Origin of the sequence: Larkinella punicea, assembly GCF_003334855.1 — a bacterium.
Taxonomy (GTDB): domain Bacteria; phylum Bacteroidota; class Bacteroidia; order Cytophagales; family Spirosomataceae; genus Larkinella; species Larkinella punicea.
Window position 1 is genome coordinate 182,656 of record NZ_QOWE01000001.1, and the last position, 12,332, is coordinate 194,987.

A 12,332-nucleotide genomic window follows, 5' to 3' on the forward strand; every position below is an offset into this window, starting at 1 on the left:
ATGAAACTCACCATTCACCAGCCTTTGGGCTATTCCAGCCAAGGTGGACGCAGCAATAATGAAGACACCATTTTTCCCGGAGCCGACGACGCCACCCCATTCCAGCCGTGGTTTATGGTGTGCGATGGGGTAGGCGGAGCCGCCCGGGGCGAAATCGCGAGCCATATCGCCACCGAAGGGTTTAACGACTACTTCATCCAGAATCCGGAGCCGGTGGCCACGCCGGTTTACGTGCAGTCGGCCCTGGATTATGTGCAGACCCGGTTCGACGAATACCTCGCCCGGCACCCCGAAGCCCACGGCATGGCCACCACCCTGACGCTGGTGTTTTTCCACGAAGCCGGGGCCACCGTAGCCCACCTGGGCGACAGCCGGGTGTATCACCTCCGCGACGGAAAAGTGATCTGGCGGACCGAAGATCATTCGCTGGTGAACCAATTGCTGCGCGCCGGGGTCATCACCCGCGAAGAAGCCCGCGAACATCCCCAGCGGAACGTCATCGAACGGGCCATTCAGGGCAGCAGCAAAACCGTGAAAGCCGATGTTCAGCTCCTGAACGACGTTCGGCCCGGCGACTATTTTTTCCTCTGTACCGACGGTGTACTGGAACGGGTCAGCGATGAACTGCTGGAAAACGTGTTGGGCAGCGATGCTTCCAATGAGCAGAAAAAGCAGACGCTGATCGACTGTTGCACCGGCAAAACCAAAGATAATTTTTCGGCGTATCTGATCCAGATCGAAACCGTTCAGGGCGAAGTGGCCGACGAATACCGGGTCCCCCAGCCCACCTTTTCGTTGCCCGAAACCGTACCGGACGAAACGATTGCCGTGGTGGCTGTCGACGCAAAGCGAACGACTCCTAGCCAGGAACATGACCCTGTACGCCCTGAGCCGAAGCGGTATACCGCACCGAGGCATGCACCGGAAGAGCCCGTTAAAAACGCCAAACTCCGAACCGATCTCCATTCACTGTTTCCATTGTTGACCATCGCCTTGCTGGCGGTCCTGCTAACGCTGGGCGGAGTCTATGCGTTTCGGCAATGGCGCCAGCCCGACACGACCGAAACCGTGGTGACAGAACCCGAAAACCGGTCAGAACAGCCACCGGGGTCTCCTCAAAAAACCACCGGTTTGCCTTCGCCGACAAAGCCCAAACCCGCCCCCGACCCCACACCGGGTGCCGAAGCTGTTCAGGGCATCACAACACAGGCTTTTGGCGACGGGGATCCCTACATTCTGATTACCGACGATCTTTTCAGAAAGAAAACCGGCAGTGGCTGGGTTCTGGTGGATAAAAAAGGCCATCAGAAGAATAAAAATGTCTACGATGAAGTCCGGGAACCCCGCGAGAATTTTATAGCCGTTCGAAAAAAGGGCAAATGGGGATACGTTACCGCAACGGGCATTCCGGCAATTTACTGCCAATTTGATCGGGCGGGCGATTTTGAGGACGGCCAGGCGCGGGTCATGGAAAAGGGCGAAGAATTCTACATCGACAAAACCGGCAAGCGTTTTTTATAAACCGATCCAGGCATGAAAGGATTTCTCATCAGTGCTTTGATGCTGGCAACGATCACCAGCGGATTCGCCCGGCAAACGTACGCGGTTGTGGTGGGTGTGGCCGACTATGTGGGAACGGTCAACGACCTGAAATACGCCGATGCCGATGCCCGGTTGATCACCCGGTTTCTGCAAAGCCCCCGGGGTGGCAGTGTCCCCCCCAACCACATCATCACGCTGGTGAACGGCCAGGCCACCCACGCCAACAGCCTCCGGGCGCTCCGGCTTTTTCAGTCGGCCCAGCGCGACGACCGGATTATTTTTTTCTTTTCCGGTCATGGCTTCGAAGGCACGTTTTTCACCGCCGACGGCATGGAATTACGGCACGAAGAACTGAAGGCGGCTTTTCGGAAATCAGCGGCCACAACCAAGATGGTCTGGGCCGACGCCTGCCATTCGGGAAGCCTCCGGCAATCTGCACACGTTCGTCCGGTGTCCCGCAAAACGTACCGCCCGCTCAGGGAGCCTTCGCTCAATATCATGGTCATGGCCTCTTCGCGATCCAGCCAGAAATCGGGGGAATATGGGTACCTCAAGCACGGTGCGTTCACCTATTATCTGGTGAAAGGTGCGCAGGGAGAAGCTGATCAGAACCGCGACAAGATCGTGACCATCGACGAACATTTTCAGTACGTCTATAACCGGGTTCGGGCGTTTACGCATAACCGGCAGATTCCGATTATCTACGGCAAATTCTCGAATGCAACCCCCGTTACGAGTTTGTTAACAAGCTGACAACCTGTAATGTAACACCCAATCCATTATTCAGTCGTATGATTTTGCCTTCCAATCCGTGCAGTGCGTTTTCGACCGACGAACTGCTATATGCCGGTTTAAAGAACAACGACGACCGGGCCTACGCCTGTCTGTATGCGCAGACGTTTCGCTCGTTCGCCCATTATGTGCAAACCAACCAGGGAACGATGGAACACGCGCAGGATGCCTTTCAACAGGGAATCGCCGAATTCTACGTCGCCGTCAAATCCGGGCGTTATCAGTTGTCGCCGTCGGCCCGGCTGAAAAGCGTCCTTTTTGAATTTTGCAAGCGCAAATGGATCAATGAGTTGCAAAGCGCCCGGCACCGCCGGACGCAAACGCTGGAAGTGTATGTGGACCAGCAGGAAGAGAATTTGTCGGACGAACTGATGACGTTTTCGGAAAATGTCAACAAAGTAAACCGGTTGCTCGAACGGATGGGTGCCAATTGCCAGCGGGTGATCGACCTGTTTTACATTCAGGGAAAACCGCTGGTCGAAATTGCCCGGCTGATGAACTATACGCCCCAAACGGCCCGCACCAAACGGTATGAATGTACCGAGCAGTTGAAGAAGCTCTTTTGGGGGAAAAGCCAATTAAACTACTGACCTCATGACATTAACGGAAGCAGAATTCGACCGCGTGGAAGCGTATCTGGACGGCAATCTCTCCCCCGACGAAAACCGTCAGATGGAGGAGGATCTGGCCCGCGATAGTGACCTGAAACAAGCCTTTGAAGAACATCGGGTGGTCTGGGAAGGCTTGCAGGTTCCGGTGGCAGTGGCGTATTTTCAGGATATGCACGAGCAACTGGAGGAGCAGGGCCTGCTGCAACTGGATGCGTTTTGGGTGGAAACCGACGAACCGGAGGTTTTTGTAATGCCCGAGCCGGATGAAACCACGTCTCCCATCGAAGTGGCGGTTCATGACGAGCCGGAATGGGATGACAAACCCGGTGGCTGGGACGGCCCGACCGAACCGGATGCCCCCGATGCCCATTTTGACGATTCCAACCCGTAAAGTCCACCCCTAAACGGAACGGTCTGGTGTTCTTACTTTTTCATCTCCATTGTCTACTATCCCAAAGGATACCGGTATCCTTTGGGATAGTGCTATCTTTTGCATAGTGATCCTCCGTACTTTTACAGCCGAACAAACGACGCCTTTCGGATCATTCTGGAAGACGTTCGCATTTAACCAAAGGAAGATCATGAATGCAAAAACGAAACGAATTATCACCATCCTGTTTACGGTTATCGCCAGTGGCATGGTCATTCTCAGCGGTGTTATGAAACTGATGGGGAACACCGAAATCGTAAAGTCCATGACGAACGCGGGCGTAGGCCCCTACATTCCGGTGCTGGGCATCATGGAAATTGCCTTTGCCGGCCTGTTTCTGTATCCCAAAACCATGAAGTTGGGCTTCGTGCTGTTGTGTTGTTATTTTGCCGGGGCAATGGCCACGGAGCTATCCCACGGTGGGCCACTCGCCGGGGCCGTTATGGTTATGGTGCTGGTCTGGATAGCCGCTTTCCTGCGTGACAAAACCGTCTTCTTTCCAACCGCCATCCAGGAAGGAATTTGAGGAGTTTTCAACCTTAGGACTTTCGCTTTCTGCCCCGTTCCCCTAAAGGGCAGGGCTGTTAAGTTCTTCCGCTTTTCGCCCCCAACCCCCTAAAGGGGGCTTCGAAATCCGGATGTTTTAGCCCCCTTTAGGGGGTTGGGGGCGAAAAGCGGATCGATATTGCTAACTTCAACGATCCTAATTTCCAGAACTTAACAGCCCTGCCCTTTAGGGGACTTGGACGTAGCTTATATCCGGATGCTAAAAGTCCCCTAAAGGGGAACGGGGCAGAAAGCGAAAGTGTAACAGAATTATCAGATACAAGTCCTACAACCTGATAACCAGCCGAAAAGCCAGACTGTTTCTGATTTAGAATCGGGATAAATTTACACTTTAAAGATTCTGCTGTTTAAACTCGTTCCGCAGGGATTCCGGGTCCCAGCCGTCTTCAATATCTTTCAGCCAGCGGTCTTTTTCGTCGGAACTGAGCAGGTCTTCAAGCTCCCGAATACGCTGTCTGGCACTGCTGAAATACTGCTTCCGGTCGTGCCGGACGGCAGCCAGCCCCGCCAGGGCTTTTTCGTCGTGTTTCAGAAATAACCGGGCCGCCCGCTGCGACTGGTAGGCCCGAAACCCAAGCAAGGTCATGGCATCGACGCCCATCCGGAGTGAACTGTCGACGGTTTCGCGGTAGATGTGCGTCAACCCCGCATCCATTAGATCGTAGGTATCTTCCCGGTCGGCGGCCCGCACCAGAACTTTCAAATGGGGAAAGTGTTTCTTAACGGTTTCGACCAGTTCCAACGATTTTTCCGCCGAATCCAGGGCAATGACCATCAGTTTGGCATCCTCCGCCCCGGCCGATTTCAGCAGGTCATAGCGGGACGCATCACCGTAATAGACTTTCATACCCAGTTTCCGCAACGTATCGACCCGGTCCGAATCAAAATCCAGAACCGTGGTTCCGATGTTGTTGGCCCGTAAAAACCGCCCGACGATGTTGCCGTACCGCCCGAAACCCGCGACAATCACCGCGTTCTTTTCGTCAATCGTATCCTGCTCTTTCTCAACCACTTCCTTCGTACCCAGTCGCGGCAACAGGAGCTTTTCGTTGGCCAGAAAAACCAGCGGAGTCAGCCCCATGCTGATGGCCACCACCGCCGTCATCAGATCCACCGTTTCCTTCGCCAGAATTCCGTTTTGCGACGCAAAGGAAAACAGCACGAAGGCAAATTCGCCCACCTGACAAAGTCCCAGCGAAAACAGCAGATTCTGATCGGTTTTTAATCGAAAAACCTTCCCCAAAACCGCCAGAACCAGCGCTTTGGCAACCATAACCGCCAGCACGATGCCGACCACCAGCAACGGATTTTCGGCAATCAGTTCAAAATTGATGGCGGCCCCGACGGAGATAAAAAACAATCCCAACAACAGTCCCTTGAACGGATCGATGTCACTTTCCAGCTCGTGTTTATACTCGCTGTTGGCCAGCACCACCCCCGCCACAAAAGCGCCCAGGGCCGGGCTGAGCCCCACCATTTCCATCAAAACCGAAATACCCGCTACCATCAGCAAGGCCGTAGCGATGAAAACTTCCCGCATACCGGTTCGGGCGATGATGCGAAAAACCGGCTGCATGACGTAGCGCCCCATCAGCACCAGCCCCACCACCGCGCTCACGACCACGATGGGACGCAACCAGCCCGGCAGACCGTCGATGAACGCAACATGCTCGTGCTCATTGGCACTGATCGGGAGTGGATAGGTGGCCAGCAGCGGCATGATGGCCAGAATGGGAATCACGGCGATGTCCTGAAACAGCAAAACCGCAAAGGTATTTTGCCCGGCGGCCGTTTGCATCAGCCCTTTTTCGTTCAGCGTTTGCAGCACGATGGCGGTGGACGACATGGCCAGAATCATGCCCAGCGCCAGCGACGGCTGCCACGGCAAACCGGTCGTCAGGGCCAGTCCGCTCGTCAGCAGTGCCGTCAGCAGCACCTGCAAACCGCCCAGGCCCAAAACCGGCATGCGCAGTTTCCAAAGCCGCTCCGGCTCAAGTTCCAGCCCCACCAGAAACAGCATGATGATGACGCCGAACTCGGCGAAGTGCATGATGTCGTGGCCCTCTTCGCCCACCAGCCCCAACACAGCGGGGCCGATCATGACCCCGGCGATCAGGTAGCCCAACACCGAGCCCAGCCCAAGCCGTTTGGCAATTGGGACAAAAAAAACACCCGAAGCCAGATAAACGATGGCCTGAATAAGTACGGATTGATTCATAAGGTTTTAATCGACGAGTAATTCATTCAAATACCGACGCGTTTTGGCGTCTTCGAGGTCAATCTGGTCGGTGGTCAGCATCGTCAACAGGCTTTTGTACTGACTCGCATACCGGCGCATTTCGGGTTCGGAAAGCCGGTGGGTGCCGTGGACCACGAAGGGCGGCAGGTAAATCATCTTGCACAAATACGCCGTTTGATCGAATGGAGCCAGAAATTGCTGCATGGTGAAGCGGTTATAGCCGCCTTCTTCGTAGGCTTCGTGGCGCCCGCCGGTGGTCAGAACGTTCAGTATTTTTTTACCCACCAGCGCCTTGCCTTCCCGCCCATACGCCCAGCCGTGTTCGAGCACCAGGTCTTCCCATTGTTTCACGATGGCGGGGGAACTGTACCAGTAAAACGGATGATGCAGGAGGATGTAATCGTGATCCAGTAACAACTGCTGCTCCCGGTCCACGTCGATGTCAAAATCCGGGTATTCTTCGTAAAGGTCATTGACGGTGACGCCCTCCACCGACCGGCAGGCTTCCAGCAAAAGCCGGTTGGTTCGGGATTTTTCTAAAGCGGGATGCGCAAAAAGGATCAGTACGGACGACATGCGATTCGGAAAAAAGATGGATTCAGACCAACCGCGCGACCGGTTTGCCGGTCCGGCACAGGAGGGCTGTCTACTCAAATTTAAGCCAAATCTAAAGAAATAAAAACCGATGAGGAGCGCGGGCGACTGTTTGAATACAGCTTCAGTCAACGGAATCCAGGCTATTTCGGGGAAATATCCCGCGAATCAGAACTTCTTTGGCTAATTTTGGTATTCTTTATTTGTCCATCTGATCCCAACTTGCTCAACGGGCAACGCTATATGTACGACGTGATTATCATTGGCGGAGGGCCTTGCGGTCTGGCGGCCGCTATCGAAGCTTCCAAAGCCGGACTGAGCCATCTGATTCTGGAAAAAGGCAGCCTGACCGAATCCATCCGCCGGTATCCGAAAATGATGCGGTTTTTCTCGACGGCCGAAAACATCGAGATCGGCGGCATTCCGTTTCCGATTGCGGGCGTAAAAGCCAACCGCACCGAAGCCTTGCAGTATTACCGAAAGGTGGCCGGTTATTTCAAGCTGAATTTCAAGCTGTTCACCGAAGTCAAGCACATCACCCGGTATCAACCGCCCCAGGAAGAAGGAAAAGAATCGGTAGACCTGTTTACGGTTTTCACGACCAACGACCGCACCTACCAGGCCCACAAAATCATTCTGGCGACGGGTTATTTCGACAAACCGCGCACGCTGGCGATTCCGGGCGAGGATCTGCCGCACGTCAGCCACTATTACGACGAACCCTTTCTGTATTCCTACACCAATGTGGTCATCATCGGCGCGTCGAACTCGGCGGTGGAAGCGGCTCTGGAGCTGTATCGGGCCGATGCCCACGTAACGATTGTACACCGGGCCGATGATTTTCGAAAAACCGTTAAATACTGGCTGGTGCCGGATGTTAAAAACCGGGTCAAGGAAGGGAAAATCCACACCCGGTTTAGCACCTGTGTCACCCGCATCGAACCCGGAAAAGTGTGCCTGACCCAGGTGGAAACCGGTGAAGAAAGCGAATTGCCCGCCGATTTTGTACTCATGCTGACGGGCTACATTCCCGATGCCGATCTGCTGAAAGAATGTGGCGTTTCGCTGAACCCCGAAACCCAGGTGCCGACCTACGACAAGGAAACGTTCGAAACCAACGTGCCGGGTCTGTACGTTTGCGGTACGGTGATGGCCGGGATTTACACCGAAAAAGTGTTTATCGAAAACGGCCGCGACCACGCCAAAGCGATCATCGACCACATCACGGGCAAGCCGGTGCGGAAAGTAGCGGAGTTAATTGAGCGGATTTGAGGAGGGGGTTCTTCGAAAACCCCTTACTCAAATCCAGCCTCAGGAAGCACAATTTTAAACGTAGTGCCCTGATTCGGGAAACTTTCAAAGGTGATTTTTCCCGCGTGGGCTTCAACAATCTGTTTGGTGATGGAAAGACCCAGTCCGAACGACTCTTCGCCGGACGTTCCTTTCCGTTTTGATTCGGTAAAGACATCGAAAATTTTGCTCCCCACCTCCGGTGGTATCCCAATTCCCTCGTCCTTGACGATGAGGTGAACAGATTCCCGGTTTTTTTCAATCGCTATTTCGATCACCGAGCCTTCCGGACTAAACTTGATCGCGTTGGAAATCAAATTACTAACCACCCGCCACATCTTTTCATAGTTGAGCCAGAGCACGGCGGGCTGGAGATTCAACCGGATGTGCTGCTGCTTATCGGCAGCCCGCAGGGACAGCATATCGGCACAATGCTGAACCAGATCGGCCAGGTTCACCTCTTCTTTGGCGAAGTGTTTCTCCGACGTGCCGCTCATGTGCAGCAGGTTGTTGACCAGTTCCAGAGAGTTGGTGCCGGAGTCTTTGATCAGCTTCAGAAACCCCCGATCCTCTTCGGCCCGGTTGTCATCGTCCAGCATCAGCTCGGCCATTGACGACATGGCGCCGATGGGGTTGCGCAGGTCGTGGGCCACAATTTTCATCAGCCGGGCATTTTCCCGCTGGCTGTTCTCCAGGGCCGAAAGCGCCTGCTGCATCTGGCTGTTGAGTTCCGTCAGGTTTTTCACATTGGTCCGGGAGCGGTGGTAGGAAAGCCAGATGACGAACGCCAGACACAGGGCCATTCCCAGAAAAACCGACAATCCAATCACATACGTATTCTGCAATTCACTGCTTTTCTCCAGCAACGAAAGCCGGTATTTCTGGTCGTGCTCCCGCAATACCTGATCGATGTCAACATTCTTCAATCCGTTGTTCAGGTGATCCAGCGAATCCCGGTAGGCATGGTATTTCTTTGAAAACCGGTAGGCCCCGGCCAAATCGCCCACCTTGTCGTAATACTGCCATTTTAACTGGTACCAGCTTTCCCAGATTTCCCCGTGCGAACTGCTCTTTCCGCGACCCGATACCAGATCCGACTCCAGTTCGTCGAGCAACGATTTGGCTTTGGGCAGGTGATTGTGGCCGATGTATAATTTGACCAACTTGGTTTTGCCCGTCTGGGCATCTTCAATCGAAAAGCCGGGCCGGTCATTGAGCCGGATGTTCGTCTGCAAATGCTTTTCGGCTTCCTCAAACCGGTTCAATCGGCCATACGCGCCCCCTAAATTCCCCTCAACCACGGCGCGGGCGGTGGTGATGAAATCCTGTTTGTGCGGATGCTGTTTGAAACTCGCTTTGATAAATGCCAGGGCGCGGTTGTAATAGAAGATAGCCGAATCGGACCTGCCGGTTTTTTCAAAACACAGCGCAATCGAATTGAGCGCGCTCTGGGGTTGAATAAAACTGTATTGAAAAGCCGGATTAGAACACGAGCTTACCTCCCGGTAAGCCTGTTTAAAATACGGAATAGCCTGCTGATATTGTTCCTGTCTGTAGCGGATAATTCCCAGGGCATTACTGAAATCACTCAGGCTACAATTGTCCAGACTTCCTTTCGAAAAGTTGCGCCCATCGTAATACACTTTAAAAGCGTGGTTATACTTTTTCTCTTCCTGCAAGAGATTAGCCATCGTATACAGGGTGTGGGCATATTCATACGGGTAGGTCGTTTCCTTGCTTTTCAGGATGGTAAACATGCTGTCGATATACAGCCTCCTGTTTACAAAATCTTGTTTGTAATAGGTATAGTAGGTCGCTTTTACCTTGTATTTTTTCCACAAATCGCCAATACCGGCGTTGGGCAGGGCATGATAAGCCGAGTCCACATAGCGCAGGGATAAAGCCGGATTTCTCCCGTCCATGAGGTTGGTAGCGCGTTCGGCCGTGCTGTCGGCCCAGGCAATGTGGTCAGAGTGGTGGTTGGGAGATTTTTCGCAGGCTATCGCTAATCCTAAAATAACTACAATAAAAAGAGTATATGTTTTTATCATACTTTCTATACACGTTGAGCACGCTAATCGCTATCAAACTACTCATATTTTTTTGGTAATTAAAATAGATTTTTTTCTGATTACAATAAAACGAGATACCAATTACTCGGGTAAACAAACAAATTCTATGTCTGTTTACCCGAGTATTCTGCCAAAAAAAACTTCGGTATATTAATGAAATAATCGACCTTTATAGATATTTTAAACCGTAATCCTGATGAGTCGCCTACGGTTTTTCCGGCTCGGCTTTTTCCAGATCGAGGTAATCTTTCAAACGTCCTTCCGTATCGTAGACTTTGAAATTCAGGTGACCGTCGGCCAGCGTTAGGGTGCCGTAATGGTAGCCCCGGAACGCTTTGGCCGTAAACCAGGGCCGGGTGGGTGCAAAGTCCTCCAGATTGCCGCCCGCTCCACCGACCTGAATGTAGGTAATGCCCTTTTTGCGGTTTACTTTCCCTTCCCGCAGCGGCAGCGTCCGGTGGTAGGTGTGCAAATGGCCGTAGAACACCAGATCGACGCCGTACTTTTCGTATAACGGAATGATTTTCCGGATTTGAACATCGCCCATGTCGGTGGATCGCGTCCAGGCATTGCCATAATCGTCTTCATCCGGTGAATAGGGCGCGTGGTGGTGGGCCACAAATTTCCAGCGGGCGGTCGATTTTTTCAGTTGCTCTTCCAGCCACACATATTGTTTGCCACCCGGCGCAAATTCTTTCTCTTCGTTGCTGTTGAGCATAAAAAACTCCGCGTCGCCATACCGGAAACTGTAGTACGCTTTCGGTTCGGGCAGCGCGTGGTATTGCTTATACCAGTACAAATCGCCTTCGCCGTTGCCCGGAACCGGAAAAAATGGAACGCGGCCCGAAAGCTGTCGGTTGCCGGTAAAAAACTCGTAGTTCCATTCAAATTTATACGGTTGCTCGCCCCCGTCGGTCAGGTCGCCCACGTGCAGCACAAAGTTGGGTCGTTCATCCCACAACAGACCCGCAACGCGGTTGTTGACGTGCGGTCGCGCTTCCGTATCGCCGATCACCCCAAACGTAAAAGCCTCGCCTTCCTTCACAGCCGTGCTGAAGGTCAGGATGCCCGACGAAATGGTTTCGCCGGTTTTCGATTTCGCTTCGATCTCGTAGAAATAGGGCGTTCCGGGTTTCAGGTCTTTCAGCATAACCTCCTGAATGTAACTGTGTACTTTTCCTTCGTTGTGGGTTTTGCCCTCGCTCAGCGGAACCGTTACGGTATGGGTCAAAGGCTGCCGGTCGCCGTAGCGAATTACCGCCGACGCCGGTCGATCCGTTTCCCAAACCAGCCGAATGCTTTCCTGCTGAACGCCATTCAGATACGGCCCGGCGTTGAAATGAAACAGATCCGGGTACAACCGCCCGTCTTCAACCAGTTGTTGCAGTTCAGCAAACCGGCCGGCGATGGCTTGTTCCGTCAGGGCCGCATTGTGAATTCGTACATTTTTGACGAGATCACCCCACTGCATATACGGTTCGTGACGCAGGTAAGCCGCCATTTCGAGTTGCAGTGAGTCGGTTCCGGAAGCAGTCAGGGAAGCCTGGGAAATTTCGCCGATTTTTTTGCCGTTCAGGTAGAGTTGCAAACCGGTTCCGTCGTAGCTGCCAACCAGGTGGCTCCAGCGTTTTTTCCAGCCTCTTTCCTGCACAGTTCGCAGGATGGATGCCTTGGTTGTCAGTTCCTGCCCGCCTTTGGGCTGTTTTTTGCCGATCGGGAGTTGCGACAGTTCATCGGGTTTCAGCGAAAACAGCATCGTCTGTCCGTAGCAACCGAGCAGCCAACTTCCCTGATCGGGCCGTTGCCGACGCCGAAGCGTCACCAGTGCGCCAACGGGCTCGTTGACGTGATTGAGCAGCCAGAGTTCAACAGCAAACGCCTTCCCGGACAGGGCAACGCCAGGCAGCAGGTTGGTGATGCGCTCCGTCGGGGATTCTCCGAAAAACGTGAGGGCAGGGGTTTCGACCACAGCCGCCACCACCGGCGTTGTTGGGGATTCTTTTCGGGGGCCGGGATAATTCCGGGCGTTTCGTTCCAGCGTATAATCGGGCCAGAACCACCAGTCGCCCAGAACGGTTTTCGGAGCGGGTTGCGCCAGAGCAGCAAAAATAGGAAGGAGCGAAAAGGCCAGCAGGGCCAATCCGAACGGTTTACGAAGAGGTTGTTTCATTCGTTAAAAATAGGGATTTATCGGG

Annotated in this window: 10 protein-coding genes; 6 read left to right on the forward strand and 4 right to left on the reverse strand. The window is 53.5% G+C overall.

Annotated elements, in window-relative coordinates; translation table 11 throughout:
• The 5 genes from DUE52_RS32290 (at window position 1) to DUE52_RS00685 (ending at window position 3,901) form a co-directional block, all read left to right on the forward strand.
• Window positions 1–1,521 (forward strand): protein phosphatase 2C domain-containing protein, encoded by a 1,521-nt coding sequence (locus DUE52_RS32290; RefSeq protein WP_165840832.1) that lies wholly within the window; start codon window positions 1–3, stop codon window positions 1,519–1,521.
• A 12-nt stretch (window positions 1,522–1,533) separates the two neighbouring features.
• The gene (locus DUE52_RS00665) at window positions 1,534–2,295 is read left to right on the forward strand and encodes a caspase family protein (RefSeq protein ID WP_114404010.1); all 762 of its coding nucleotides are present in this window, start codon (window positions 1,534–1,536) and stop codon (window positions 2,293–2,295) included.
• A gap of 38 nt (window positions 2,296–2,333) precedes the next feature.
• Window positions 2,334–2,924, forward strand: a complete 591-nt coding sequence (locus tag DUE52_RS00670) for an RNA polymerase sigma factor (RefSeq protein ID WP_114404011.1) — start codon at window positions 2,334–2,336, stop codon at window positions 2,922–2,924.
• A 4-nt stretch (window positions 2,925–2,928) separates the two neighbouring features.
• On the forward strand, window positions 2,929–3,336 hold the full coding sequence (locus DUE52_RS00675) for an anti-sigma factor (RefSeq protein WP_114404012.1): 408 nt from the start codon (window positions 2,929–2,931) through the stop codon (window positions 3,334–3,336).
• Between the two features lie 190 nt (window positions 3,337–3,526).
• Entirely contained in the window at window positions 3,527–3,901 is a 375-nt protein-coding gene (locus DUE52_RS00685) for a DoxX family protein (protein WP_114404014.1), read from the forward strand.
• Window positions 3,902–4,273: 372 nt separating this feature from the next.
• Here the strand turns inward: DUE52_RS00685 and DUE52_RS00690 are convergent, their stop codons facing one another.
• Entirely contained in the window at window positions 4,274–6,160 is a 1,887-nt protein-coding gene (locus DUE52_RS00690) for a monovalent cation:proton antiporter-2 (CPA2) family protein (protein ID WP_114404015.1), read from the reverse strand.
• Between the two features lie 6 nt (window positions 6,161–6,166).
• A complete protein-coding gene (gene kefF / locus DUE52_RS00695; RefSeq protein WP_114404016.1) occupies window positions 6,167–6,757 on the reverse strand; it encodes a glutathione-regulated potassium-efflux system oxidoreductase KefF in 591 nt (196 codons plus the stop codon).
• 261 nt (window positions 6,758–7,018) lie between these two features.
• On the opposite strand from kefF, the gene DUE52_RS00700 reads away from it, so the two are divergent.
• A complete protein-coding gene (locus tag DUE52_RS00700) occupies window positions 7,019–8,047 on the forward strand; it encodes a YpdA family putative bacillithiol disulfide reductase (protein WP_114404017.1) in 1,029 nt (342 codons plus the stop codon).
• 23 nt (window positions 8,048–8,070) lie between these two features.
• Here DUE52_RS00700 and DUE52_RS00705 read toward each other — a convergent pair whose 3' ends face one another.
• Both DUE52_RS00705 and DUE52_RS00710 read right to left on the reverse strand, forming a co-directional pair.
• Complete coding sequence (locus DUE52_RS00705) at window positions 8,071–10,116, reverse strand: tetratricopeptide repeat-containing sensor histidine kinase (protein WP_114404018.1); 2,046 nt, start codon at window positions 10,114–10,116, stop codon at window positions 8,071–8,073.
• 226 nt (window positions 10,117–10,342) lie between these two features.
• The gene (locus DUE52_RS00710) at window positions 10,343–12,307 is read right to left on the reverse strand and encodes a metallophosphoesterase (RefSeq protein ID WP_114404019.1); all 1,965 of its coding nucleotides are present in this window, start codon (window positions 12,305–12,307) and stop codon (window positions 10,343–10,345) included.
• Window positions 12,308–12,332: the final 25 nt, after the last annotated feature.